Source organism: Achromobacter sp. HNDS-1 (assembly GCF_040084795.1).
Classification (GTDB): domain Bacteria; phylum Pseudomonadota; class Gammaproteobacteria; order Burkholderiales; family Burkholderiaceae_B; genus Achromobacter; species Achromobacter ruhlandii.
This window is the reverse complement of the sequence record NZ_CP157584.1, coordinates 20,118-44,963: the sequence shown is the minus strand read 5'-3', so window position 1 is coordinate 44,963 and position 24,846 is coordinate 20,118. Positions and strand designations below refer to the sequence as shown.

Below are 24,846 nucleotides of genomic sequence, written 5' to 3'. Positions count from 1 at the left end.
GTTTGCGGGTCACTCGATGTTCTGCGCCTGTTCCCGCATCTGCTCGATCAGCAGCTTCAGGTCCATGGCGGCGCGGGTGACTTCCATGCTGCCGGCCTTGGAGCCCAGCGTATTGGCCTCGCGGTTCATTTCCTGGAACAGGAAGTCCAGGCGCTTGCCGGCGCTGCCGGCGTTTTTCTTGCCTTCGGCCTTGCCGCCGCCATCGGTCAGCAGGTGACGCAGCTCCGCCACGTGCGAGCGCAGGCGCGACAGTTCCTCGGCGACGTCGATACGCAGCGCGAACAGGTTGGCTTCCTGCGACAGCCGCTCGGACAATTCGGCGCCCGAGATATGGGTGAAACCGCCGGGGAAGGCCGTTTCCACGCTTTCGCGCAGCTTGGCGGCGAGCTTGTCGCGGTGGTCGGCCAGCAGCTGGGGCAGGTGGTTCTGCACCAGGTCGACGATGCCGGCCACGCCATCGGCGCAATCGCGCATCATGCCGGCCAGGCGTTCGCCTTCGCGCGCGCGGCCTTCCTGCAGCTGCTTGAGCGCTTCCTGGGCGGCCTGCATGCAGGCCGCGCCCCAGACCTGCGGGTCGAGCGCGTCGTTGGCGCGCTGGCCGGGCCAGTTGAACAGCTCGACCAGTCGAGGCGCCGCGATGTCGGGCAGGACGCGGCGCGCGGCCTGCAGTTGTTCGGCCAGGGTTTCGAGCCAGGCGGGGTCCAGCTTGGACAGGTCGGCGCTGACGTTGCGGGTGTAGGACACGCGGATCTCGACCTTGCCGCGCGCCAGCTGCGCCGTCAGCAGTTCGCGCAGCGGCGTCTCGACGTGGCGCAGCTCGTCGGGCAGGCGGAAATAGAGGTCGAGGAAGCGGCTGTTGACGCTGCGCAGTTCCAGCGCCAGCGTGCCTTGTTCCAGGTCTGCCCGGGCGTTGCCGAAGGCGGTCATGCTGCGAATCATGGTGTCGATATCCTGTTGCTTGTTTTGGATCGGGCCGCGCCGGTTCCGCCGGTCCGCCGTGCGCGGACCCGGGCGGGTATATGCAGCCCGTGTATCGCGGCAGGATACTCCAAACCCGGCCGGGGCATCGATTCCAGCCCGTACAATGCCGCCAACCGAATCTGATTGGAGCCTTGTCATGACCACTGCCACCGCCATTGCGCGCCCGTCGGGCCGCGCCGTCGACGAACTGCGGCCGTTCAGCCTGGCGCGCGGTTTCACGCGCTACGCCGAAGGGTCGGTGCTGGTGAAGGCCGGCAACACCCACGTGCTGTGCACGGCCAGCGTGCTGGAAAAGGTGCCGCCATTCCTCAAGGGCAAGGGCGAGGGCTGGGTCACGGCCGAGTACGGCATGCTGCCGCGCGCTACCCACACCCGCGGCGACCGCGAGGCCGCGCGCGGCAAGCAGAGCGGCCGTACCCAGGAGATCCAGCGCCTGATCGGCCGCAGCCTGCGCGCCGTGTTCGACATGCGGGCGCTGGGCGAGCGCACGCTGCACCTGGATTGCGACGTGCTGCAGGCCGACGGCGGCACGCGCTGCGCCAGCATCACCGGCGCCTGGGTGGCCGCGTCCGACGCGGTGGCGCTGCTGATGCAACGCGGCGACCTGGCCGTGAACCCGATCCGCGACGCGGTGGCGGCGGTGTCGGTCGGGTTGGTGCAGGGCCGCCCGGTGCTGGACCTGGACTATGAGGAAGACTCGGCCTGCGACGCCGACGTCAACGTCATCATGACGGGCGGCGGCGCCTTCGTGGAAGTGCAGGGCACGGGCGAGGGCGCGACCTTCACGCGCGCCGAACTGGACGCGATGCTGGGCCTGGCCGAGACCGGCATCGCCGGCTTGGTGCGGGCGCAGCGGGTGGCGCTGGCGTAAGCGGCGGGGGACGCTTCGGCTCGGGCATGCATCGCGGCCCGGGGCGGAAATGGCGCCGCGCGCGCCAAACAGAACGGGATCACGGCCGAGCGCGGCGTGATCCCGTTTTTGGTTTGCCGGCGCTCGCGCCGCGGGCGCGCGGGGCCTCAGGGCAGCAGAACGCCCACCTTGCCGGCCCGCTCCAGGTCCCAGATCGCTTTGATCAGGCCGCGCAGCTCGGCCTCGGTGGCGGCGTCGGCATAGCGGCCCAGGCTCAGCGTCTTGGTTTCGATCTCGTCGCGCGACAGGGTGTTGCCGGGATCGCCCTTGGGTTCGTCGACGCGGCCGTGCAGCACGCGGCCGTCGCGCGTATGCACCGTGACCTTGCCGATCCAGCGCTGCGGATAGGCGCCGTCGACTTCCGGATCCAGTTCCATCGTGACCCGGCCTCGGAAGTCGGCCACCGCCGGATCGTCCAGCGCGGCGTCGAATTCCGGCAGGCCGGCGCGGCCCTGGCGCGCGATCAGGCCCAGTACCGTGCCCATCGAGAACTTGGACTGGTGCACCGTGCGCGGATCGACCACCGGCCCCAGCACGTCGATGGCGCCCTGGTGCACGTGCGCCACCACGCGCGCGATATCGCTTTCGGCCAGCTTGTGTTCGCGCAGCACCTGTTGCAGCGCGTCCGCCGCCGGATGGGTGTGCCGGCACGATGCATGGAACTTGAACGAGGTTTCGGCCAGCGCCCAGCGCGTGCCAAGGCGGTCGGTCAGGCGGGCCGGGTCGGCGTCGCTCGACATGCCGGCGGCCATGCCCTGCGGCCCTTCGAGGATGTGGCGCGCGCCGGTGAAACCTTCCTGCGCCAGATAGGCCGCGGCGATGCCGTTGGCGGCGGCGCGGGCGGTATGCAGTTGTTTGGAATCGGCGGCGTCGCGCAGGAATTCCCACAGGCCGGCGGCCTGGGTGCCGGCCGAGCCAAAGGCGTCCAGCATGGCGGCGGGCGACAGGCCCAGCAGGCGGCCGGTGGCCGCGGCGGCGGCCAGCGTGCCGGCGGTGCCGGTGGTATGGAAGATCTTGTAGTGCGAGCGGCCCAGGAATTCGCCGACGCGAATGCCGACTTCGTAGCCGGCCACGGCGGCCACCAGCAGGTCGCGGCCGGAACGGCCCAGCGCCTGGGCCACCGCCAGCACCGGCGGGAACACCACGGCCGCGGGGTGGAACACCGACCCGTTGTGCACGTCGTCCTGCTCGACCACGTGGGCGGCGGCGGCATTGACCATGGCGGCGAACACCGGCGAGGTGCGGCGCCGGTTGATCAGGATCTCGCTGGGGCCGTCCGCCGGCCCCATGGCGGCGGCGTAGCGGTCGATGGCCTGCACCGGGCGCGACGCGGCGCCCGCCAGGATCGAAGCCAGGCAGTCCAGCAACAGGTCTTCGGCGCGGCGCAGCACCGGGGCGGGGATGTCCTCGAAGCGCAGGTTGGCGGCGAAGGCGGCGAGGGTGGCGCTGGGGTGGGAGGTGTCGGGGGTCATGGTCAGAAGGAGCGCGGCAGGCCCAGGATGTGTTCGGCGACGTAGGACAGGATCAGGTTGGTCGAGATCGGCGCGACCTGATAAAGGCGGGTCTCGCGGAACTTGCGCTCGACGTCGTATTCGGTGGCGAAGCCGAAGCCACCGTGGAACTGCAGGCAGGCGTTGGCGGCCTCCCAGGACGCGTCGGCGGCCAGCAGCTTGGCCATGTTGGCCTGGGCGCCGCAGGGCTCGTGGGCGTCGAACAGGCGGCAGGCCTCGTAGCGCATCAGGCTGGCGGCCTCGACGTTGATGTGGGCGCGGGCGATAGGGAACTGCACGCCCTGGTTCTGGCCGATGGGGCGGCCGAACACCATGCGCTCCTTGGCGTAGGCGGTGACCTTGTCGACGAACCAGTAGCCGTCGCCGATGCACTCGGCAGCGATCAGGGTGCGCTCGGCGTTCAGGCCGTCCAGGATGTACTTGAAACCCTTGCCTTCCTCGCCGATCAGGTTGTCGGCCGGAATCTCCAGGTTGTCGAAGAACAGCTCGTTGGTCTCGTGGTTGACCATGTTGGGAATGGGGCGGATCGACATGCCGTGCTTGACCGCCTCGTGCAGGTCCACCAGGAAGATCGACATGCCCTCGGACTTGCGCGTGACCTGGTCCAGCGGCGTGGTGCGGGCCAGCAGGATCATCAGGTCGGAATGCTGCACCCGCGAGATCCAGACCTTCTGGCCGTTGATGACGTAGCGGTCGCCGCGGCGCACGGCGGTGGTCTTGATCTTGGTGGTGTCGGTGCCGGTGGTGGGCTCGGTCACGCCCATCGACTGCAGGCGCAGCTCGCCGGCGGCGATGCGCGGCAGGTATTCGCGCTTCTGCGCCTCGGAGCCGTGCCGCAGCAGGGTGCCCATGTTGTACATCTGGCCGTGGCAGGCGCCGGAGTTGCCGCCGCTGCGGTTGATTTCTTCCATGATGACCGAGGCTTCGGTCAGGCCCAGGCCGGAGCCGCCGTACTCCTGGGGAATCAGCGCCGCCAGCCAGCCGGCTTCGGTCAGGGCGCGCACGAAGGCGTCGGGGTAGCCGCGTTCTTCATCGACCTTGCGGAAGTATTCGGCGGGGAATTGGGCGCACAGGTCGCGGACGGCTTCGCGGATGTCCTGGTAGGCGTGGGAGGCTTGAGGCATGGGGTGGGCTGCGATGTCGACAATGAAATGGAATTCGGGACAGGATCGAATGTGCCGCAAGGCGCCGCGCCTGCCAATTCACAATTCATTAATACCGGGTTCCTGTTCGCAAAAGCGCATTTGTGTGACGGCCGTTCGTCATGTGGCGGGCGGGGTTGTGTCAAGAAATTGCCAAACTGCATCTCCATAATCGCCGGGATACGCCCAGGTGGCGATGCAACAGACGGATGGATATGCGGAAAAATCTTAGGGTGACGACGGCGGTTTCCGCCATTCTCGCGGTGTTCGTGGCGCTGTTCGCGCTGGCGGCGGCGGCCGGCATCCATGTGCTGCGCGAGAACCGCGCCGACATCGAGGCGCTGGGCCGGGGCAGCATCGAGCGCGCCAGCGACCTGTCGGACATGACGAGCCGCCTGTTCCAGGCGCGCGCCGCGCTGACCGATGCCAAGACCGCCATGGAGGGCGGGCTGGAAGAGGCCCGCGACCAGTCGCTGAACCACGCCGACGCGCTGCTCAAGCAGGCCGCCGCCAGCCTGGCGCGGCTGCGCGCCAATCCCGACACCAGCGCCGAGGGCGCGCCGTTGTTCGACCAGGCGCTGGCGGCCTATGCCGCTTTCGCCGACCAGACGCTGGCGCCCATGTTCAAGGCCATCAAGGGCTGGAACGGCATCGAGGTGAATCGATTGGTCGACAAGGTGTTGCCGGCATCCGGCTCGGCCTACGTGAAGCAGGCTGACGCCTACCAGGCCTACGCCCGCCAGCAGGGCCAGGCCGCGGTGGCCGGCGCCAGCCAGACCATGCAGCGCGTGACCGTGGTGGCCGCCGCGGTGCTGGGCTTCGTGCTGGTGCTGGCGGTACTGATCCGGCTGGGCTTTCGCCGCCGCATCCTGCGGCCGCTGAACGAGGCCGGCGCGCATTTCGACCGCATCGCCGACGGCGACCTGACCGGCCACATCGCCGTCCATGGCGACAACGAGATCGGCGTGCTGTATTCGGCCATGCGCCGCATGCAGACCGGCCTGTCGGCGGCGGTGGCGTCGGTGCGCCATGGCGTCGAGGAGATCCATACGGGCTCGGGCGAGATCGCGGCCGGCGGCGCCGACATGTCGGACCGCACCGCGCGCCAGGCCGGCTCGCTGCAGGAAGCGGCGGCCAACATGACGCAGCTGGCGCATACGGTGCAGATGACCGCCGGCAATGCCGACCTGGCCAGCCGCCAGGCGCTCAGCGCGACCCAGCTGGCCCGGCATGGCGGTCAGGCCGTGCAGGAGGTCGTGGCCAGCATGCAGGGTATTGCCGACAGCGCGCGCCGCATCGGTGAAATCGTGGGGGTGGTGGACAGCATCGCCTTCCAGACCAACATCCTGGCATTGAATGCGGCGGTGGAAGCCGCGCGCGCCGGCGAGCAGGGCAAGGGCTTCGCGGTGGTGGCGGGAGAGGTGCGCTCGCTGGCCCAGCGCAGCGCCCAGGCGGCCAAGGAAATCAAGGGCTTGATCGAGGATTCGGCCGCGCGCGTCGAGGCCGGCGTGCGCCAGGTCAACCTGGCCGGCGACACCATGCGCGACATGCTGGCCTCGGTCGATCGCGTGACTCAGATCGTGGCGGAAATCTCCAGCGCCACCGCCGAGCAGGCCGCCGGCATCGCCTCGGTCAATGACGCCGTCGCCGATATCGAGCGCGCCACGCAGGAAAACGCCGCGATGGTGGAGCAGACCGCGGCCGCCGCCGCCGCGCTGGAACAGCAGGCCGAGGGCCTGCAGCGCGCGGTCTCGGTGTTCCAGATCGCCCCGGACGCGGCCGGGCAGCAGGTGTCAGGGGCCGAGTTGCGGCAGGGTGGCGCCGCGATAGCGCTCGCTCACCAGCGACAGGTTCCCATGCTTGACCTTGTGCTTGACATGGGCGGCGGCCGACGCGATGTCCTCCGGGCGGATGCGCTCGCATAGCGACGGGGTGACGGTCAGCGCGCCGACTCCCAGTGTGACGAACGGGAAGAAGCGCGGCACGCCGTAGCGGTCCTCGGCCTCGATGCCGCCGTTGCGGCGGCCTTTGTCGTCGTACAGGTCGATGGCGCGCTCGTTGAATTCGGCGATGACGCGCTGGATGCGTTCGTTCCAGTCGGGGCTGCGCAGCAGCACCACGAAGTCGTCGCCGCCGACGTGGCCGACGAAATCGCGCAGCGGATCGCAGTGGCGCTTGATGACGTCGGCGGTCAGCATGATCATGTCGTCGCCGCGCCAGTAGCCATAGACGTCGTTGAACGGCTTGAAGTTGTTCAGGTCGCCATAGCAGATGGTGAAATCGGCGGCGTCCTCCAGCAGCGTGGCGATGTGCCGGCTGATGGGGATGTTGCCTGGCAATGACGTCAGCGGATTGGCGTAGCGCGCGGCCTCGATGCGCATCTCGGTCACCGACCGCACCAGCGTTTCGCCGGTGGCCAGGCCGTCGTAGCGGCCGTCGCGGGTGATGATGAGGCCGTCCATCAGGTAGCGCTGGTCTTCCGAGATCAACACGTGGCTCAACTGGTCGATCGACACGTCCAGGTCAACCAGCACCGGCTCGCCGTTCATGAAGGTCGAGCAGGCGTCGCGGCCGAACAGCTCGCGGGTGTAGCGCTGCGCATAGTGTTCAGAAAAATCGCGGCGGTTGATGATGCCCACCGGCCGGTTGTCGCCGTCGACCACGGCCACCGCGTGCAGGCTCTTGTGTTCGATGAAGAGGCGGTGCACGTCGTCATTGGTGTGCTTGTTCAGCAGCGCGGCCGGGGCCTCGACCCGCAGGCTGGCGGCGGTGCCGCCCGTCGAACGCTGCGACAGCGGGGCGGGCGCGCGCACCCGCAGCGAGTCGCGCAGCGGCGGGGTCAATTCGGTCAGCAGGGTTTCGTCGGGGCGCCCCAGCAGCCAGCCCTGGGCGTAGCGGATCTCCAGGTCGCGAACCACCGCCAGGTCCTCGGCGGTCTCGATGCCCTCGGCCACGATGGCCGTGCCCAGGTACTGCGCCACCTTGAGGATGGCGCGCACCATGTTCTGCTTGCGATCGTCGTGGCCGATGCCGTTGAAGAAGTAGCGGTCGATCTTGACCAGGTCGGGCTGCATCTCGGCCCACAGCTGCAGGTTCGAATTGCCGACGCCGTAGTCGTCCAGCGCGATGCGCATGCCGTATTCGCGCAGGCAGGCGAAGGCGCTGCCCAGCGTCGACATGTGTTCGGACAGCGGGTCCTGCTCGGTCAGCTCGACGATGATGTTGGACGGCGCCAGCGTGCAATCCTTGAGCAGCCGCAGCGGCATTTCGTCGCCCCACAGCGTCCAGTAGTGGATCAGCGCCGAACCCGACAGGTTCAGGAACAGCTTGCCGGCGGCCGCGTTCTGGTGGAAGCCCTGGGCGCCGGCGCGGAAGCTGGCCAGCTCCAGTTGCGGATGCAGGCCCTGGCGGCGGGCCTCGGCGAACAGGGCGTCGGGAAAGTGCAGGGTGGTATCGACCGGACCGCGGATCAGGCTCTCATGGCCGTAGATGCGGCTGTGCGACAGGTCGATCACCGGTTGAAAACGGGGGCGCAACAGCCGCTCGCGCAGGATGCCCGCCAGGCTGACCGGGGCGGGCGCGGCGGCGCCGGTGGAGAGGGCAGGCGCGCTGGCCGCGACCGGCCGGGGCAAAGCGTGACGTGGGTTCATCGCCGGAGCGTTCAGATACGATCAGTGACAAGATTGATCATATTGACAATGAAATATGTCGGTGTTGTTTCGCGCCCCGCGGCCGTTGCGCCCCGGCATCGGCGCCGCGCCCTATACAATTTGCGCCATGACCTCCCCCAAGATTCCCGATTCCCTGCGCCGCGTCGTGCTGGCCTCCAACAACCCCGGCAAGCTGCGCGAGTTTTCCGCCTTGTTCGCGCCGCTCGGCATCGAGCTGGTGCCTCAGGGCGAACTCGGCGTGCCCGAGGCCGAGGAGCCTCACGTTACGTTCGTCGAAAATGCCTTGACCAAGGCGCGCCACGCCAGCCGCCTGACCGGTCTGCCGGCGCTGGCCGATGATTCCGGGCTGTGCGTGGCCGCGCTGGACGGCGCGCCGGGCGTGTATTCGGCCCGTTACGCCAAGATGCATGGCGGCGAAAAATCCGACCAGGCCAACAACACGCTGCTGGTCCGCAACCTGGCCACGGCCAGCGATCGCAGCGCCTGCTACGTGGCGGTGCTGGCGCTGGTGCGCGGCGAGAACGACCCGCGTCCCCTGATCGGCGAGGGCCTGTGGCAGGGCGAGATCATCGACCAGCCGGAAGGCGCCAACGGCTTCGGCTACGATCCGCACTTCTACCTGCCCGACCAGGGCTTGACGGCCGCCGCGCTCGAGCCGGAGGAAAAGAACCGCGTCAGCCATCGCGCCCGCGCCTTGCGCGAACTGTTGAGCAAGCTGAACCAGGCCTGACCCGGGGCGCGCCCGCGCCGCCTCCAGGAACACCGAATGTCCATCACCATCCCCATCCGCTCCGAAATGGGCGCGGCCCGCTCGCGCCTGGTGACGCCGGCCGGCGCCACCCTGACCAGCCTGCCGCCGCTGTCGGTCTACGTGCACGTGCCGTGGTGCGTGCGCAAGTGCCCGTACTGTGATTTCAATTCGCACGCGGCGCCCGGCGGCGAGATTCCCGAACGCGCCTACCTGGACGCGTTGCGCAGCGACCTGGAACAGGCGCTGCCGTCGATCTGGGGCCGGCAGGTGGTCTCGGTGTTCATCGGCGGCGGCACCCCCAGCCTGTTGTCGGCCGCCGGCCTGGACGAACTGCTGGCGATGCTGCGCGCCTGTCTGAACGTGTGGCCCGACGCGGAAATCACCATGGAGGCCAACCCCGGCACCGCCGAGGCCGACCGGTTCCGCGACTACGCCGCCAGTGGCGTGACGCGCTTTTCGCTGGGCATCCAGAGTTTCGACGACGCCCAATTGAAGAAGCTGGGCCGCATCCACGACTCGGCGCAGGCCCGCGCGGCCATCGAGATGGCCCAGCGCGCCGCGCCACGGGTCAACCTGGACATGATGTTCGCGCTGCCGGGCCAGACCCTGGACGCGTGCGTGGCCGACCTGCGCCAGGCCGTCGGCTTCGGCACCGAGCACCTGTCGCTCTATCACCTGACGATGGAGCCCAACACGGTATTCGCCAAGTTCCCGCCCGAGGACCTGCCCGACGACGACACCAGCGCCGCCATGCAGGACGCGGTCGAGGCCGAGCTGGCGGCCGCCGGCCTGGCGCGCTACGAGGTCTCGGCCTACGCCCGGCCGGGCGCGCGCTGCCGCCACAACCTGAACTATTGGGAGTTCGGCGACTACCTCGGCCTGGGGCCGGGCGCGCACGGCAAACTGTCGTTCCATGACCGCATCGTGCGCGAGGCGCGCTTGCGCAGCCCGGAATCCTGGATGCGCGCGGCCGCCGCCCGCGACGGCAGCCACCTGGCCGAGAGCCGCCAGGTCGGCCCGGACGAGCTGCCGTTCGAGTTCATGCTCAATGCCCTGCGCCTGAAGGACGGGGTGGCCACCACCTTGTTCAACGAGCGCACCGGCTTGTCGCTGGCCGCCATTGCGCACCAATTGGAGGCAGCGTCCGGCAAGGGCCTGCTGGACGCCGATCCCACCCGGTTGCGGGCCACGCCCCTGGGCTGGCGCTTCCTGAATGACCTGCAGGAAATGTTCCTGTAGCAATAAAGCACCATGATGGGGCATTCATGCCCCATCTTTTGCACCAGATTGGTGCTACATTTTCCTATCGACTTGCCTCTGCCCCCGGGCAATCCCGGGGGTGAAACCTGGCACGCTTATTGCTTCCCTCTTTTATGCCAGTCGAGCGGCACAGCCCTCGACCCTTTTATCTAATGGAGATGACATGGCAAGCCCGAAAGACGTCCTGAAACAGATCGCCGACAACGAAGTCAAATTCGTGGATTTCCGCTTTACCGATACGGTTGGCCGCGAGCACCACGTGTCGGTGCCCACTTCCGCTATCGATGAAGACAAGCTGGAAAGCGGGCAGGCTTTCGACGGTTCGTCGATCCCGGGCTGGAAGGGCATCGAAGCCTCCGACATGCTGCTCATCCCCGACCTGTCGACCGCCAACCTGGATCCGTTCCGCGAAGAGCCGACCCTGATCCTGTCGTGCGACGTGGTCGAACCGTCGGACCTGAAGGGCTATGACCGCGACCCGCGTTCGCTGGCCAAGCGCGCCGAAGCCTACCTGAAGGCCTCGGGCCTGGGCGACACCGCCTACTTCGGTCCGGAACCCGAATTCTTCGTGTTCGACGGCGTGACCTGGAACACCGACATGTCGGGCACCTTCGTCAAGATCAAGTCGGAAGAGGCCTCCTGGTCCACCGGCCTGGAATTCGAAGGCGGCAACACCGGCCACCGTCCCGCGGTCAAGGGCGGCTACTTCCCCGTTCCCCCGGTCGACTCGTTCCAGGACATGCGTTCGGAAATGTGCCTGCTGATGGAACAGATGGGCGTGCCGGTCGAAGTGCACCACCATGAAGTGGCCGGCGCCGGCCAGCTGGAAATCGGCACCAAGTTCAGCACCCTGGTGCAACGCGCCGACTGGACCCAGATCGTCAAGTACATCGTGCACAACGTGGCCCATGCCTACGGCAAGACCGCCACCTTCATGCCCAAGCCGGTCGTCGGCGACAACGGTTCCGGCATGCACGTGCACCAGTCGATCTGGAAGGACGGCCAGAACCTGTTCGCGGGCAACGGCTACGCCGGCCTGTCGGAATTCGCGCTGTACTACATCGGCGGCATCATCAAGCACGCCCGCGCCCTGAACGCCATCACCAACCCGGGCACCAACTCGTACAAGCGCCTGGTCCCGCACTACGAAGCCCCGGTCAAGCTGGCCTACTCGGCCCGCAACCGTTCGGCCTCGATCCGCATCCCGTACGTGGGCAACCCGAAGGGCCGCCGCGTCGAAGCGCGCTTCCCGGACCCCCTGGCCAACCCGTACCTGGCCTTCTCGGCCCTGATGATGGCCGGCCTGGACGGCGTGCAGAACAAGATTCACCCCGGCGATCCGGCCGACAAGAATCTGTACGACCTGCCGCCGGAAGAAGACGCGAAGATCCCGACCGTGTGCTCCTCGCTGGAGCAGGCGCTGGAAGCGCTGGACAACGACCGCGAGTTCCTGACCCGTGGCGGCGTGTTCAGCAACGACATGCTCAACGCCTACATCGACCTGAAGATGGCCGATGTGAACCGTCTGCGCATGACCACGCACCCGGTCGAATTCGACATGTACTACAGCCTCTGATCCCAGGGGCCGTGGCTGGGGGAGCGCGATGATGTAGGCAGAAACCAGGGCCGACACCACGCGCACCGCCAGGTCGCCGACCGACAGCCTGTCCCGCCGGCCCCGCGCCGGCGGGCAGGGCAGCGCGCACAAGCGCCACCGGACCGGTGTGCCGATTTCCCCCTTGTAGTCATTCGGGTACGTTGAAAATGAATGTAGAAGCTCTCGATCTGCTTGCCACGTCCGTTTTCCTGGTCAACGAACGCGGGCACATCGAATATGCCAATGCGGCCGCCGAGGATCTTTTCGGCCGTTCCCGCAAGCAGTTGTGCGGCCATTCCGCCGCCACGCTGTTCGACACTCCGGAAAACATCCAATCGTCCATCGACCGCGCCGCGGCCGGCAGATATGCCGACGTCAGGCAGCTGGCCTCATTGCGCCGCGCCGCCGAATCGGTGGAAGTGGCCGTGACCACGGTGGGACTGAGCGGCCAACGCTGGCCCGCCCTGATCGAGACCCGCGAGATCGAGCAGCGCGTGCTTGCCGACCGCAACCATCGCCTGGTCGACGAGATCGAGGCGCATCGCGAACTGCTGCGCAACCTCGCGCACGAAGTCAAGAATCCCCTGGGCGGCCTGCGCGGCGCCGCGCAGTTGCTGGAAGCCGAGTTGCCGAGCGCGGCGCTGGCCGAGTACACCCAGGTCATCATTTCCGAAGCCGACCGCCTGCAGGCGCTGGTGGACCGCCTGAGCGGCCCGCAACGCGTGCCGCTGAACGCGCGGCCGGTGAACATCCACGAGATCTGCGAGCGCGTCTGCGCCCTGATCCAGGCCGAATTCCGCAACGACGTCACGCTGGTGCGCGACTATGACGCGTCCATGCCCGACCTGAAAGGCGACGCCGCCCGGCTGATGCAGGCGGTCCTGAACGTGGCCCGCAACGCCGCGCAGGAACTGGTCGCGCGGCCCCAGGCGCCCGGGCTGGAGCCCGGCGTCGTCACGCTGCGCACCCGCGTCGCGCGGCAGGTCATGCTGGCGCACCGTCAGCATCGCCTGGCGCTGGAGCTGTCCATCATCGATAACGGTCCGGGCGTGCCGGAGCATATCCGCGACCGCATTTTCCATCCCCTGGTCACCGCCCGCGCCGGCGGGACCGGACTGGGCCTGAGCCTGGCCCAGGATTTCGTGCAGCAGCACGGAGGCATCATCGAATTTGAATCCCGACCCGGGCGCACCGAATTTCGCCTGGTCCTACCGATGGAGCCCGCACTCTGATGAAACCCGTATGGATCGTCGACGACGACCAGGCCATCCGCTGGGTCCTCGAAAAGGCCCTGGCCCGCGCCGGAGTCCCCACCCGTAGTTTCTCCCAGGCCGCCGACGTGCTCGATGCGCTGGCGCACGACACGCCCGTCGCCCTGGTTTCCGATATCCGCATGCCCGGCGGCAACGGTCTTGAATTGCTGCGCCAGCTGAAAGAACGCCATCCCGGCCTGCCGGTCATCGTCATGACCGCGTTCGCTGACCTGGACAGCACCGTGTCCGCCTTTCAGGGCGGCGCTTTCGACTACCTGGCCAAGCCTTTCGACGTGAACGAGGCGGTGGCGCTGATCCAGCGCGCCATGCAGGAATCGGCCCAGCCCGAAAGCCCCGAAGGGCAGGGCGAGGCCCAGAACAACGAACGCTGGATGATGACGCAGTCGTCCTCCACCGCCATGCAGGAAGTGTTCCGCGCCATCGGCCGGCTGGCGCAGTCCAAGGTCACCGTGCTGATCACCGGCGAATCCGGCACCGGCAAGGAACTGGTGGCGCGCGCGCTGCACGGCCATGGCGTGCGCGCCAGCGGCCCGTTCGTGGCCCTGAACGCCGCCGCCATCCCGCGCGACCTGCTGGAAGCCGAACTGTTCGGCCACGAGCGCGGCGCCTTCACCGGCGCCAACACGCTGCGCCGCGGCCGCTTCGAGGAAGCCCACGGCGGCACGCTGTTCCTGGACGAAATCGGCGACATGCCGATCGAACTGCAGACCCGCCTGTTGCGGGTGCTGGCCGAGGGCAGCTTTTACCGCGTCGGCGGCGCCCAGCCGGTGCGGGTCGACGTGCGCATCGTCGCCGCCACCCACCAGCCGCTGGAACAGCGGGTCGAGCAGGGGCTGTTCCGCGAAGACCTGTTCCACCGCCTGAACGTCATCCGGCTGCGCCTGCCGCCGCTGCGCGAACGGGTCGAGGATATCCCGGCGCTCGCCAACCACTTCCTCGCCGCCAGCGCCCGCGCGCTGGGCGTGCCGGTCAAGCGCCTGACCCCGGAAGCGCTGGCGGTGCTGACCAAGTTCGACTTCCCCGGCAACGTGCGCCAACTGGAGAACTTCTGCCATTGGCTCACCGTCATGGCGCCGGGCCAGACCGTTGAACGCGCCGATCTGCCGCCCGAGATCCGCGCCATGGAACACGCGCCCGCAGCCGGCACGGTTTCGCCCCGTCCGCCGGCTGGCAGTCCCGTGCCCGCTATCGGCACCGTGGTCCAGCACGCGCCATCCATCGTGCCCACGGACGACGGCGCTCCGCGCAACTGGCAGGACTCGCTGCTGCGGGACGCCCAGTACCGCCTCGAACGCGGCGAACCGGCCGTCATGGCCACCCTGACGCGCCAGTTCGAGAAGATCCTGCTGCAAAGCGCCCTGGACGCCAGCCGCGGCCGCCGCGTCGAAGCGGCCTCGCGCCTGGGCATCGGCCGCAACACCATCACCCGCAAGCTGCGCGAACTCGGCATCGAGGACGAGTAGGGCGCGTCTGCCTGGAACACGCGGGCGGCTTCGCGCCGTCCGCGTGACGTCCCGCCGCGCAGACGGCATGCTCACGCCATGCCGAGCAGCCCTTCGCAAAGGCGCGGCGACTTCAATTTCTGCAGCCACCACTTCAACGCTTCGCCCGGCGCTTCCGCCCGCCACGCATACGCCACGTGCTCGGTCAGCGACATGCCCTCGTCGGTATCGCAGATCACCAGCACGCCCTGCGCCAGATAGGGCGCCGCCAGCGTCAGCGGCAGGTAGCCGCATCCCAATCCCCGGATCTGTGCCTCGATCTTGGCCTGCATCGTCGGCATCACCAGCGTCGGCTGCTCGGCCAGGATGCCGCGCGACTGCGGCGGCAGGTTGCGCGAGGTATCGGCCACCACCACCGCGCAATAGCGCGTGATGTCGGCGCGGCTCAGCGGCTGCGGCGCCGACGCCAGCGGATGGTGCGCCGCCACGCAGAAGCCGAACTGCGCCTGGCCCATCGTCACCGAGCGGTAGGGGCCGGTGGGTTCGCCCGCCGCGCCCGCGCCGATCACCAGGTCGGCGCGATTCGAGGTCAGCGCGTCCCAGTTGCCGCTCAGCACCTCGGTCGAAAAGCGCAGCGTGGTCGCGCTGCCCAGCGCCTGGAACTCTTCAACCAGGTCGTACAGCGGCCGCCACGGCAGCACCGCGCTCACGGCGATGCGCAGTTCCACCTCCCAGCCCGTCGCGATACGCTTGACCCGGCAGGCCAGGTCGTCCAGCGACTGCAGCACGTGGCGCCCGTCCTTGAGCAGCGCCTCGCCTGCCGGCGTCAGCAGCGCCCGGTGGCCCGAGCGGTCGAACAGCAGCACGTCCAGCCCATCCTCCAGCTTGCGGATCGCGTAGGTCACGGCGGAGGGCACCTTGTCCAGTTCGCGCGCCGCCTTGGCGAAGCTGCCATGGCGCGCGATCGCATCCACCAGGACGAGCAATTCGGGGGTGATCGGCTGCATCGGCGCGCTCCGGCAAGTTTCGTTCAAATAATTTGAATGGTTTCTTCAAATCATAGCGTCAAATCGGCCTTCAGGTACGCGCACAATGTCACTCATGCCGGTTGAGCAGTGAGGCTTTCAGCAATACCGCGAGACAAGCCGGTCACCGCAAGACCATTCACTTATTTGAAACAGGGAGTCCACTATGCTTACCCTTCGCCGTAGCGCCGAACGCGGTCACGCCAACCACGGGTGGCTCGATTCGTTCCACACCTTTTCGTTCGCCAACTACTACGACCCGGCCCATATGGGTTTCGGCGCGCTGCGCGTGATCAATGACGACCGCATCGCCGCCGGCCGCGGTTTCGGCACCCACGGCCACCGCGACATGGAGATCATCACCTACGTGCTGGACGGCGCCATTGCGCACAAGGACAGCATGGGCAGCGGCTCCACCATCCAGCCCGGCAACGTGCAGCGGATGAGCGCCGGCCGCGGTGTGATGCACTCCGAGTTCAACCCGCGCGCCGACAAGGAAACGCACATGCTGCAGATCTGGATCGAGCCGAACGTCACCGGCATCGCGCCGGAGTATGAAGAAAAGGCCTTCACCGACGCCCAAAAGCGCGGCCGTCTGCAAGCCCTGGTGTCGGGCGACGGCGTCGACGGCTCGATGACGATCCATCAGGACGTGCGGCTCTATGCCGGCCTGTTCGACGGCGACGAGTCGGCCACGCTGGAATTGGCTCCCGGCCGCCGTGCCTGGGTGCACGTGGCCCGGGGCAGCCTGACGGTCAACGGCGTGGCGCTGGCGGCCGGCGACGCGGTCGCGATCAGCGATGAAACGCGGGTGGCGCTGTCCGGCGGCGACAACGCCGAGGTGCTGGTGTTCGATCTGGCCTGACGGCCGGCGGCCGGGCGAACCTGACGGTTCGTCCGGCCTTGTTTTCGATACGCGTCGCCCGCCCGACAACGGGCGGCGGCGCGGCAGGCGGTTCAGCAAAGCCCCCCCGGGCCTTAACATGGTCCCGAGACGGCCAACCTACAGGAGTATTCCCATGTCCACTTTGTCCCAAGCCGGCGACAGCCAGATCGAAACCGTGGTGGTGCCGCGCAGCAGCGACCTGGGCGGTTTTGAAGTCCGGCGCGCACTGCCCTCGGCGCAGCGCCGCACCGTCGGCCCGTTCGTCTTCCTGGACCACATGGGCCCGGTGGAATTCACGGCCGGCTCGGGCATCGACGTGCGCCCGCATCCGCACATCGGCCTGTCCACCGTCACCTATCTATACGAAGGCTCGATGGTGCATCGCGACGGCGCCGGCAACACCCAGACCATCCTGCCCGGCGAGGTGAACTGGATGACGGCCGGCCGTGGCATCGTGCACTCCGAACGCTCCTCGCCCGAAAGCCGCCAGGCCGCGCAGCGCCTGGCCGGCCTGCAGATCTGGGTCGGCCTGCCCAAGGCCCACGAGGAAACCGATCCCGGTTTCACCCACTACGGCCTGGATGCCCAGCCGGTGGTTGAGGGCGAGGGGGTGCGCGCGCAGGTCGTGGCCGGCTCGCTGTTCGGCAAGACGTCGCAGGTCAAGACCCATTCGCCGCTGTTCTATGGCGACATGCAGTTGCAGGCCGGCGCCGTCACCGTGCTGCCCGCGGAACACGAAGAGCGCGCCGCCTACCTGGCGATCGGCTCGGTCGAGGTGGACGGGCAGGTGTTCGAGAGCGGCCGCCTGATCGTGTTCGCGCCCGGCCGTCCGGTGCAGATCCGCGCCTGTACCGACGCGCGCTTCGCGGTGCTGGGCGGCGAACCGCTGGAAGGCCCGCGCTTCCTCTGGTGGAATTTCGTCTCCAGCAGCAAGGACCGCATCGAGCAGGCCAAGGAAGACTGGCAGCGCAACCGCTTCGGCCAGACCGTGCCGGGCGACGAGACCGAGTTCATCCCGCTGCCGCCGCCGCGGGCTTGACGCGCCCGGTCGGAGCGCCGGGCGACATGCGCCTGGCGGCTCCGGCCGGTTCGCCGTCTATCCGGCTTTCAACAACTCGAACGCCTCTCCCTTGAACACGCGCGCGGGATCACCCCGTGCCACCTCGTGGTGGAATTGGCGCCGCCGGGCCCGCTCCGTGGCATGCGCGGCCTGCTCATGTTGGACCAGCCGATGCGCGATCAGCAGCGCGGCGATGCGCTTGTTGGCATGCTGGCTGCGCTCGGACTGCACCTTCACGCTGATGCCCGTCGCCACGTGCGTCGCGCGCACCGCGGATTCCGTCTTGTTGACGTGCTGGCCGCCCGGCCCGGATGCGCGCGTCGTTTCGAAGCGTATTTCCGTGTCCTGGCGGATGGCCGGCGGGTCGCAACGCAACGCGCCGATGAACCAGTTCTTGCGCGGGTGGCCAGGGCGATAGGGGCTGGGGCAGATCCACTGGATCGATCCTTCCCAGCACGCGGCCAGGCCACCCGCGCCCGGACCATCGAGGGCCAGCAGCACCGAGCGATAGGTGCCGGCTCGGGCGCCGGTCTCCTGTTCGAGGATATCGATGCCAACGCCGCGCGCCTCGGCCTCGCGCAACAGGTAGGCAAGGGCCTTGGCGACCGCCAGGCAGCACTCATCGGGGCCCTGGGCCGCGGATAACTGTAGCAGCATCATCAGCAGCACTCCCCCCGGGTCTTGTAGGTCAACACCGGGCGCAGCCTGGCCAGCACCGTCAGCAGGCCCGCCTGTTGCAGGCTGGCGATGATGCTGTCCACGGGTTTGTACGCTTCCGGCGCTTCCTCATAGATCAGTTGCTTGTCCTGGCAGATGACATGGCTGCCCAACCGGGTCTTGCTCAGTTGCGCGGGGCTGTAGCGCTTGAACAGCCTGCCCTTGCACTCGCTGCGCATCCACTTGCGGCCCGCGCCGTGCGCCAGCGAGAACAGGCTGGCCTCGCTGGCGATCGGCGCCACCAGATAGCTGAAGTCGCCGCGCGAACCGGGGATGATGACCGGTCCGCCGTCGGACGGGGTCGCGCCCTTGCGGTGCAGCCAGCCCGCTTCTCCGGCGATGACGGCGGGGGTTACCAGGTTGTGGTCGACGTCCAGCACCTGTTCGCCATCCACGCCCCAGCGTGCCAGCATGCGGCGCGCAATGAGGTGGCGATTGGCCTGCGCGAATCGCAACGCGTCATCGTGTTGCGCCAGGTAATCCCGGCATGCGGCGCTGTCCTGCTCGAGGCCGTCATGGCCATGGCGACGGACGTGTTCCTCCAGGATCGAGCGGCCCAGGCCCCGCGAACCGCTGTGCACCAGCAGCAGCAACTTTTTCTCGTCGATGCGCAAGGCCGCCAATGCCTGCGCATCGTGGATTTCGTCGATGCACTGCAGCTCGGCGAAGTGGTTGCCGCCGCCGATGGTGCCCAGCGCCTGCCGATGGCCGACGCCGGCGGGCGCCAGTTCCGACACCAGCGCCTGCCACGAGTCGTCCAGCGGTTCGTCGATGTTGCGCAGCCGCTTGTCGAGCTTGTCGGGCGCGACTTTGCGGCTTTCGAGATGCGTCGACCAGAGCGCCATGCCGCAGCCGATGTCGCCGCCGATCAAGGCCGGATACAGGCGGCCGAGCGAGAAGAACGCGGCGCCCACCGGATAGCCGCGTCCGGGATGCAGGTCCGGCATGCCCGCGACGTGGCGCATGCCGGCGAGCCTGGCGGTGGTATGGAGTTGTTGGATCGCGTTGCCTTCGATCCAGGTGTCGTCCGAGGCGATCAATGTGACGCGCTCGGACAGTGCTTGAATGCAATTGCCCATGGAAAATTCCAGATCAGGTCATGAGGAGGGCTTGCTCTCATTGCGCTCGCGCGCGCCCAGGTCACGCCAACACTCGCCGCGAAAGCGCGGCGGGCGCAGGCGACCCATGGCGAGGCGTTCACAGCGGCCGCGGCCGTGTGGATGCGGTACGGATGAGAGACCCTGTCAGGCAGGTCCGGGCCAAGGCAATGCGAATGGTCTGCCGCCAGGAATGCGGCAAGGAAATTCGAACGTGCTAGACGCGGCCTGCAACGGGGGAAGTCTGTTGTTGCATGGTGCTTTCCTCCTGTGCAGTACGGTGTGTGGGGGTAGGGCGGCGCATCGGGCGCGGCGCCTGGGGGCCGGCGAAGCCGCGACGCAATCAAGGCGCCGCTTGCCGGGAAGTCCGCACTGTATCACCGATCGCGGCGGATTGATCGGCGCACGTGCGAAGAACCGCGATTTCGTTCGTCATGGCGTCTGAATTGCGCCACACAGTATGATGCGCATCCCTAACGTGATAACAATCGGGATGGAGACATCATGCAACGCTTTACCCTGAACGCGCTGCGCGGCCTGGCCGCGCTGGCGCTGATCCATGGCGCCGCTGCCGCCCAGGCCGCCGGCTATCCGGCCAAGCCCATCGTGTTCATCGTGCCGTACACCGCCGGCGGCACCACCGACCTGGTGGCGCGCACCGCCGGCGCGAAAGTGGCCGAGAAACTGGGCCAGCCGGTCATCGTCGAAAACCGTCCGGGCGCCGGCGGCAACATCGGCATGGACGCCGTGGCCAAGGCCGCGCCGGACGGCTACACCATTGGCTTCGGCGCCATCTCCACCAATGCGCTGAATCCCTTCGTCTATCCGTCGATGCCGTTCGATCCGACCAAGGACTTCACCGGCATCAGCATGCTGGGCGCGTCCTCGGTGGTGCTGGAGACCGGCCCGTCGCTCAAGGCGGGCAGCGTCAAGGATCTGGTGGCCTACGCCAAGCAGCATCCGGGCACGGCCTTCGGCACGCCGGGCACCGGCACCTCGATGCACCTGGCCGGCGTCATGTTCGACCAGCTCACCGGCGCCGGCATGCAGCACATTCCCTACAAGGGCAGCGCGCAGGCGCTGAACGACCTGCTGGGCGGACATCTGCCGATCCTGTTCGACAACCTGCCGGCCTCGCTTCCGCACATCAAGTCGGGCAAAGTCCACGCGCTGGCGGTTACCGGCAGCAAGCGCGCGCCTGCCTTGCCGGACGTGCCGACGCTGGCCGAGCTGGGCTATGGCGGGGCGGTGGTGGATCCGTGGTTCGCGGTCTATGGCCCGGCCAAGCTGCCGCCGGAAATCACGGCCGCGTTGAGCGAAGCCTTCCAGGCGGCGCTGGCGATGCCGGATGTCAAGGACAAGCTGGAGCAGGCCGGTTTCATGCCGTATGGCTCGACGCCGGCGGAAGTGGAACGCCTGACCCGCAGCCAGTACGAGTCGTTCAAGGCGCTGTCGCAGAAGGTGAAACTGTCGGCCGACTGATCGGCCGTCGTGGGCGCGGGCCGCGCCGCCGGCCGGACCCGCCGCAATCGCCGGTTCGTCGCGTGCCGCGCCCATGCCCCGGGCGCGGCCCTTGGATCAGCGCCCGCGCGCGAAGACCTGCTCGCGTTGCTCCACCAGCGCTTCGCGGCGGATGAAGTCGCGCACGAAGTCGTCCGTCGGGTGGTGGTGCAGGTTGTAGGGCGTGTCCCACTGGGCGATGCGCCCGGATGCCATGACGCCGATGCGGTCGGCGATGGCGAAGGCCTCGGCCTGGTTGTGGGTCACCAGGATGGCGGTGTGGCCCGTGGTCTTCAGGATCTCGCGCACCTCGAAGGCGAGGCGCTCGCGGGTGTCGACATCCAGGTTGGAAAACGGTTCGTCCAACAGCAGCAGGTCGGGCGAGGGCGCCAGGGCCCGCGCCAGCGCCACGCGCTGCTGCTGCCCGCCGGAGATCTCGTGCGGATAGCTGTTGGCGGCATGCGCCAGGCCGACCAGCGCCAGCATTTCCTCGACGCGGCGGGCGCGCTCGGCGCGCTCCAGGCGGCGCAGGCCGAAGGCCACGTTCTGCGCCACCGACAGGTGCGGGAACAAGGCGTAGTCCTGGAACATCATGCCGACGCGGCGCTTTTCCGGCGCGACCTGCTCGGCGGGCGAGGAGATGACCGCGCCATCGAGCAGGATGCGTCCGGCGCGCACCGGTTCGAAGCCGGCGATGGCGCGCAGCACCGTGGTCTTGCCGCAGCCGGATTCGCCCAGCAGGCAGCCGATGTGGCCGGCCGGCAGGCCCAGCGTCAGGTCCTGCACCACGGGCCGCAGGCCCTTGGGGGTGTCGTAGGCCAGCGAGAGGTGATCGAGTTCAAGCAGATCGGGCACGATGTTCAATGTCCCATTTTCAGATTGGTGCGGGCCAGCAGGATGACGGGCAGCAGGCCGGCCAGCACGATCGCCAGCGCGGCGACCGCGCCTTCCTCGTAGGTGCCGCGGGCCGCTTCGGCGTAGAGCCAGGTGGCGAGCGTGTCGAAATTCATGGGCCGCAGCAGCAGCGTGGCCGGCAATTCCTTCATGGCGTCCACGAACACCAGCAGCGCGCTGGCCGCCAGCGCCGGGCGCAGCAGCGGCAGGTGGACGCGGCGCAGGGTGCCCGCCGAGCTTTCGCCCAACAGCCGCGAGGCCTGTTCCAGCGAGGGCGGGATGCGGGCCAGCCCGGCTTCCAGCGCGCCGGTGGAAATGGCCAGGAAGCGGATGGCGTAGGCGCATACCAGCGCCGCCATCGACCCCATCAGGAACAGGCCGCCGCCGCCAAAGACCTTGGCCACGGCGGTGTCGATCCAGACGAAGGGGGTGAGCAGGCCGATGGCCAGCACGGTGCCGGGCACGGCGTAGCCCAGGCTGGCGACGCGGGCGCAGGCGCGGCCGGGGTTGAAGCCGGCGCTTTCGCGCAGCGTGCGGCCGGCCCAGGCCACGATCAGGCCGCAGAGCAGCGTCACAATGGTGGCGCTGAACGCCACGATCAGCGTGTTGCCCAAGCCGTTGAGCAGTTGGTTGGAAACGCCGCCCACCAGGTGCAGGCGCTTGTAGGTCTCGACCACCAGGTACAGCGCCGGCGCCACGAAGCCGATGATCACGGGAATCCAGCCCAGCACCGCCGCCAGCACGGCGGCCGCGCCGCGCAGCCGCCGCGGCTGCATCGGCCGCATGCGTTGCGTGTTGGCGTAGCGCTGGCGCTTGCGGCCATGGCGTTCGAGCAGGATCAGGCCGATCACGATGGCCAGCATGGTCAGCGCGATCTGCGCCGCGCCGGCCAGGTCCGAGCGCGTGACCCAGGTGGTGTAGACGGAGACGGTCAGCGTCTGCACGCCCAGGAATTCGGACGCGCCGATGTCGTTCAGGGTTTCCAGCAGCGCCAGGCTGACGCCCACCACGATGGCCGGACGGGCCAGCGGTAGCGCCACCCGGAAGAACACGCCATAGCGGCCCGCGCCCAGCGTGCGCGCCGCTTCCAGCAGGCTGGCCGCCTGCGTCATGAACATGACGCGGGTGCTCAGGTAGACATAGGGATACAGCACGAAGCCCAGCACGAAGATCGCGCCTTGTATCGAGCGCAGGTCCGGCAGCCGGAACTGGCGCGGGCTGTCGTAGCCCAGCAGCGCGCGGATGGCGCTCTGGATCGGGCCGATCGGGTGCAGCAGGTCGAGATAGGCGAAGGCGATGATGTAGGTCGGCACCGCCAGCGGCAGCAGCAGCGCCCAGGTCAAGGTGCGCCGCGAGGGGAATTCGTAAGCCGTCACCAGCCAGGCCGAGCCGGTGCCCAGCAGGGTCACCAGCACGCCCACGCCAGCCAGCAGCGCGGCGGTGTTGGCCAGCGCCTGCGGCAACACGTAGGTGGCCAGGTGGCGCCAGTGCGACAGATCGCCGCCCAGCGCCCACCAGACCAGGGTCAGCACCGGCGCCAGCACCGCCAGGCCGATCAGGGCGGCGCCGGCCAGCCAGCCGGCGCCGCGTTCAGCCCAGCGCAAACGCAGTGGCCGGGGCAGGGAATCTGTATGCATGCTTCACAAGGGTTACTGCGGGGAAGGCGCTGCGCGGGCGGCGCCTGTAGTAGCGTCAAGGCCTGCCGTCGCGCGTCCCGGGAGTTTTCCGGGCGAGCAAGGGCAGGCCTGAGTGCCGCGAGACGGCGCCGGCGGGCGCCGCCTTGCCGCGTTTAGTTGTCGAAACCGACCTTGTCCACCAGCTCGCTGGCTTGCTTGCGGTACTTGGCGATCTCGGTCAGGGGCAGGGGATCGACCTTCAGTTCGCCGAAGCTGGCGATGACCGGGTCGAGCTTGACGCCCTTGCGCACCGGGTACTCGTAGTTGGCCTGCGCGTACAGGGCCTGCGCCGGCTCGGACACCAGGAAGTCCAGCAGCTTGATGGCGTTGGCCTTGTTGGGCGCGTGGGCCGCCACGGCCGCGCCGCTGACGTTCACGTGGGTGCCGCCGCTCTTTTCGTTGGCGAAGGTCGGGCGGACCACCTTGATGGCGTCGCCCCACTTGCGGGCGTCGGTGCCGGGCTCGGCGTTCTTCATGTGGCCGACGTAGTAGGCATTGGCCAGGCCGATGTCGCAGATGCCGCCCAGGATGTCGCGGGCCACGTCGCGGTCGCCGCCGGCGGCCTTGCGGGCCAGGTTGGCCTTGACGCCGCGCAGCCACTTCTCGGTGGCCTCGGCGCCGTCATGGGCGATCATGGAGGCGACCATGGCGGTGTTGTAGGGGTGCTGGCCCGAGCGGATGCAGACCTTGCCCTTCCATTTCGGGTCGGCCAGGTCTTCGTAGCGGAAGGATTCCAGCTTCAGGTCCTTTTCGACGTACAGCACGCGGTCGCGCAGCGACAGGGCGTACCATTTGCCATCGGCGCCGCGCAGGTTGGCGGGGATGACCGATTCCAGCGTCTGCGACTTGATCGACTGCGTCACGCCGCCGTCCACCAGGTCCAGCAGGTTGCCGATGTCGACCGTCATGAGCACGTCGGCGGGCGACTTGGCGCCTTCGGCCTTGACGCGCTCGAGCAGGCCGTCCTTGACGAACACGGTGTTGACCTTGATGCCGCTTTCCTTGGTGAAGGCGTCCAGCAGCGGCTGGATCAGCTTCGGTTCCCGGGTGGTGTAGAGGCTGACTTCCTCGGCCGCGTGGGCCGGGACGGCGAAGGCGGCGGCGCCGGCCAGGGCCAGGGCGCGCAGCAGGGTGGTCATTTGGGGACGCTTGGACATAGGGACTCCGGCAAAGCGGTCTGCTAACGAAAATGATTATCAAGTCAGAGCGGGACGATAACAGGAAGTTTTATCGTATTCAACTCAATGTAAGACTGCGCATAAGACCCTTGATCCCCATCAATACGGCATAAGGGTATTACGGAATAATGAGAGCAATTATCATCAAGTCCCTGTAGAATAGGGACAACCCTAATGCCGGGCGCGTCCTTTGTGCGCCATGGCGAACCCCTCGCGGAACGAGCCGAGGCCGTCGCGGTTTCCCGTCGACCCCTGGTCCCGCCCTTACTAGATA

At 68.2% G+C, this 24,846-nt stretch carries 19 protein-coding genes and 1 pseudogene; 10 read left to right on the top strand and 10 right to left on the bottom strand.

All coding sequences use genetic code 11. The features are described from left to right. Positions 1 to 9: 9 nt before the first annotated feature. Positions 10 to 939, bottom strand: coding sequence for a YicC/YloC family endoribonuclease (locus ABFG95_RS00160; protein ID WP_278993401.1), 930 nt, complete (start codon positions 937 to 939; stop codon positions 10 to 12). A 178-nt stretch (positions 940 to 1,117) separates the two neighbouring features. On the opposite strand from ABFG95_RS00160, the gene rph reads away from it, so the two are divergent. After that, positions 1,118 to 1,852 carry a ribonuclease PH gene (gene rph, locus ABFG95_RS00155; protein ID WP_348995263.1) on the top strand — a complete coding sequence of 245 codons (735 nt, stop codon included), beginning with the start codon at positions 1,118 to 1,120 and terminating at the stop codon, positions 1,850 to 1,852. A gap of 146 nt (positions 1,853 to 1,998) precedes the next feature. Here rph and ABFG95_RS00150 read toward each other — a convergent pair whose 3' ends face one another. Together ABFG95_RS00150 and ABFG95_RS00145 are read right to left on the bottom strand one after the other, a co-directional pair. After that, positions 1,999 to 3,369 (bottom strand): MmgE/PrpD family protein, encoded by a 1,371-nt coding sequence (locus ABFG95_RS00150; protein WP_348996071.1) that lies wholly within the window; start codon positions 3,367 to 3,369, stop codon positions 1,999 to 2,001. Next, complete coding sequence (locus ABFG95_RS00145) at positions 3,366 to 4,526, bottom strand: acyl-CoA dehydrogenase family protein (RefSeq protein ID WP_049073513.1); 1,161 nt, start codon at positions 4,524 to 4,526, stop codon at positions 3,366 to 3,368. Before ABFG95_RS00145 ends, ABFG95_RS00150 begins: the two co-directional genes overlap by 4 nt. Before the next feature lie 140 nt (positions 4,527 to 4,666). Here ABFG95_RS00145 and ABFG95_RS00140 point away from each other — a divergent pair. Beyond that, a pseudogene (locus ABFG95_RS00140) lies at positions 4,667 to 6,193 on the top strand (methyl-accepting chemotaxis protein); the annotation flags it as partial. A gap of 144 nt (positions 6,194 to 6,337) precedes the next feature. On the opposite strand, the gene ABFG95_RS00135 reads toward ABFG95_RS00140, so the two are convergent. Then, positions 6,338 to 8,194 carry an EAL domain-containing protein gene (locus ABFG95_RS00135; protein WP_231891629.1) on the bottom strand — a complete coding sequence of 619 codons (1,857 nt, stop codon included), beginning with the start codon at positions 8,192 to 8,194 and terminating at the stop codon, positions 6,338 to 6,340. Between the two features lie 127 nt (positions 8,195 to 8,321). Here ABFG95_RS00135 and rdgB point away from each other — a divergent pair, with 127 nt between their 5' ends. The 5 genes from rdgB to ntrC all read left to right on the top strand — a co-directional run bounded on the left by rdgB (position 8,322) and on the right by ntrC (position 14,560). Continuing rightward, complete coding sequence (rdgB, locus tag ABFG95_RS00130) at positions 8,322 to 8,945, top strand: RdgB/HAM1 family non-canonical purine NTP pyrophosphatase (RefSeq protein ID WP_348995262.1); 624 nt, start codon at positions 8,322 to 8,324, stop codon at positions 8,943 to 8,945. 36 nt (positions 8,946 to 8,981) lie between these two features. Further along, a complete protein-coding gene (hemW, locus tag ABFG95_RS00125; RefSeq protein WP_175146721.1) occupies positions 8,982 to 10,205 on the top strand; it encodes a radical SAM family heme chaperone HemW in 1,224 nt (407 codons plus the stop codon). A gap of 184 nt (positions 10,206 to 10,389) precedes the next feature. Then, the gene (glnA, locus tag ABFG95_RS00120) at positions 10,390 to 11,802 is read left to right on the top strand and encodes a type I glutamate--ammonia ligase (protein ID WP_049073515.1); all 1,413 of its coding nucleotides are present in this window, start codon (positions 10,390 to 10,392) and stop codon (positions 11,800 to 11,802) included. 188 nt (positions 11,803 to 11,990) lie between these two features. Continuing rightward, positions 11,991 to 13,055, top strand: coding sequence for a nitrogen regulation protein NR(II) (gene glnL, locus ABFG95_RS00115; protein ID WP_348995261.1), 1,065 nt, complete (start codon positions 11,991 to 11,993; stop codon positions 13,053 to 13,055). Continuing rightward, positions 13,055 to 14,560: a nitrogen regulation protein NR(I) gene (gene ntrC, locus ABFG95_RS00110; protein ID WP_348995260.1), complete on the top strand. Its 1,506-nt coding sequence runs from the start codon at positions 13,055 to 13,057 to the stop codon at positions 14,558 to 14,560. The genes glnL and ntrC overlap by 1 nt, the downstream gene beginning before the upstream one ends. Before the next feature lie 71 nt (positions 14,561 to 14,631). Here the strand turns inward: ntrC and ABFG95_RS00105 are convergent, their stop codons facing one another. Then, on the bottom strand, positions 14,632 to 15,546 hold the full coding sequence (locus ABFG95_RS00105; RefSeq protein WP_049073518.1) for a LysR family transcriptional regulator: 915 nt from the start codon (positions 15,544 to 15,546) through the stop codon (positions 14,632 to 14,634). A gap of 184 nt (positions 15,547 to 15,730) precedes the next feature. Here ABFG95_RS00105 and ABFG95_RS00100 point away from each other — a divergent pair, with 184 nt between their 5' ends. Together ABFG95_RS00100 and ABFG95_RS00095 are read left to right on the top strand one after the other, a co-directional pair. Further along, complete coding sequence (locus ABFG95_RS00100) at positions 15,731 to 16,429, top strand: pirin family protein (protein ID WP_049073519.1); 699 nt, start codon at positions 15,731 to 15,733, stop codon at positions 16,427 to 16,429. A 154-nt stretch (positions 16,430 to 16,583) separates the two neighbouring features. Continuing rightward, on the top strand, positions 16,584 to 17,489 hold the full coding sequence (locus tag ABFG95_RS00095) for a pirin family protein (RefSeq protein ID WP_278990760.1): 906 nt from the start codon (positions 16,584 to 16,586) through the stop codon (positions 17,487 to 17,489). Positions 17,490 to 17,546: 57 nt separating this feature from the next. Here the strand turns inward: ABFG95_RS00095 and prfH are convergent, their stop codons facing one another. Further along, positions 17,547 to 18,170 (bottom strand): peptide chain release factor H, encoded by a 624-nt coding sequence (gene prfH, locus ABFG95_RS00090; protein WP_054416657.1) that lies wholly within the window; start codon positions 18,168 to 18,170, stop codon positions 17,547 to 17,549. Beyond that, positions 18,170 to 19,306, bottom strand: coding sequence for an RNA ligase RtcB family protein (locus ABFG95_RS00085; RefSeq protein WP_278990759.1), 1,137 nt, complete (start codon positions 19,304 to 19,306; stop codon positions 18,170 to 18,172). The genes prfH and ABFG95_RS00085 overlap by 1 nt, the downstream gene beginning before the upstream one ends. 522 nt (positions 19,307 to 19,828) lie before the next feature. Between ABFG95_RS00085 and ABFG95_RS00080 the strand changes: the two genes are divergently transcribed. Further along, positions 19,829 to 20,806 (top strand): tripartite tricarboxylate transporter substrate binding protein, encoded by a 978-nt coding sequence (locus tag ABFG95_RS00080; RefSeq protein ID WP_049073522.1) that lies wholly within the window; start codon positions 19,829 to 19,831, stop codon positions 20,804 to 20,806. Positions 20,807 to 20,902: 96 nt separating this feature from the next. Here the strand turns inward: ABFG95_RS00080 and ABFG95_RS00075 are convergent, their stop codons facing one another. The 3 genes from ABFG95_RS00075 to ABFG95_RS00065 form a co-directional block, all read right to left on the bottom strand. After that, positions 20,903 to 21,679: an ABC transporter ATP-binding protein gene (locus ABFG95_RS00075; protein ID WP_049077764.1), complete on the bottom strand. Its 777-nt coding sequence runs from the start codon at positions 21,677 to 21,679 to the stop codon at positions 20,903 to 20,905. Positions 21,680 to 21,684: 5 nt separating this feature from the next. Beyond that, a complete protein-coding gene (locus ABFG95_RS00070; protein ID WP_049073523.1) occupies positions 21,685 to 23,355 on the bottom strand; it encodes an iron ABC transporter permease in 1,671 nt (556 codons plus the stop codon). Between the two features lie 152 nt (positions 23,356 to 23,507). Next, positions 23,508 to 24,551: a Fe(3+) ABC transporter substrate-binding protein gene (locus ABFG95_RS00065; protein ID WP_006388240.1), complete on the bottom strand. Its 1,044-nt coding sequence runs from the start codon at positions 24,549 to 24,551 to the stop codon at positions 23,508 to 23,510. Positions 24,552 to 24,846 lie beyond the last annotated feature (295 nt).

Coding starts and splice junctions, on each gene's coding strand:
- rph (WP_348995263.1), top strand. CDS start 1,118: ATGACCACTGCCACCGCCATTGCGCGCCCGTCGGGCCGCGCCGTCGAC.
- ABFG95_RS00160 (WP_278993401.1), bottom strand. CDS start 939: ATGATTCGCAGCATGACCGCCTTCGGCAACGCCCGGGCAGACCTGGAA.
- ABFG95_RS00095 (WP_278990760.1), top strand. CDS start 16,584: ATGTCCACTTTGTCCCAAGCCGGCGACAGCCAGATCGAAACCGTGGTG.
- glnL (WP_348995261.1), top strand. CDS start 11,991: ATGAATGTAGAAGCTCTCGATCTGCTTGCCACGTCCGTTTTCCTGGTC.
- ABFG95_RS00105 (WP_049073518.1), bottom strand. CDS start 15,546: ATGCAGCCGATCACCCCCGAATTGCTCGTCCTGGTGGATGCGATCGCG.
- ABFG95_RS00135 (WP_231891629.1), bottom strand. CDS start 8,194: ATGAACCCACGTCACGCTTTGCCCCGGCCGGTCGCGGCCAGCGCGCCT.
- hemW (WP_175146721.1), top strand. CDS start 8,982: ATGTCCATCACCATCCCCATCCGCTCCGAAATGGGCGCGGCCCGCTCG.
- ntrC (WP_348995260.1), top strand. CDS start 13,055: ATGAAACCCGTATGGATCGTCGACGACGACCAGGCCATCCGCTGGGTC.
- ABFG95_RS00100 (WP_049073519.1), top strand. CDS start 15,731: ATGCTTACCCTTCGCCGTAGCGCCGAACGCGGTCACGCCAACCACGGG.
- ABFG95_RS00145 (WP_049073513.1), bottom strand. CDS start 4,526: ATGCCTCAAGCCTCCCACGCCTACCAGGACATCCGCGAAGCCGTCCGC.
- prfH (WP_054416657.1), bottom strand. CDS start 18,170: ATGATGCTGCTACAGTTATCCGCGGCCCAGGGCCCCGATGAGTGCTGC.
- ABFG95_RS00070 (WP_049073523.1), bottom strand. CDS start 23,355: ATGCATACAGATTCCCTGCCCCGGCCACTGCGTTTGCGCTGGGCTGAA.
- ABFG95_RS00065 (WP_006388240.1), bottom strand. CDS start 24,551: ATGTCCAAGCGTCCCCAAATGACCACCCTGCTGCGCGCCCTGGCCCTG.
- ABFG95_RS00080 (WP_049073522.1), top strand. CDS start 19,829: ATGCAACGCTTTACCCTGAACGCGCTGCGCGGCCTGGCCGCGCTGGCG.
- glnA (WP_049073515.1), top strand. CDS start 10,390: ATGGCAAGCCCGAAAGACGTCCTGAAACAGATCGCCGACAACGAAGTC.
- ABFG95_RS00085 (WP_278990759.1), bottom strand. CDS start 19,306: ATGGGCAATTGCATTCAAGCACTGTCCGAGCGCGTCACATTGATCGCC.
- rdgB (WP_348995262.1), top strand. CDS start 8,322: ATGACCTCCCCCAAGATTCCCGATTCCCTGCGCCGCGTCGTGCTGGCC.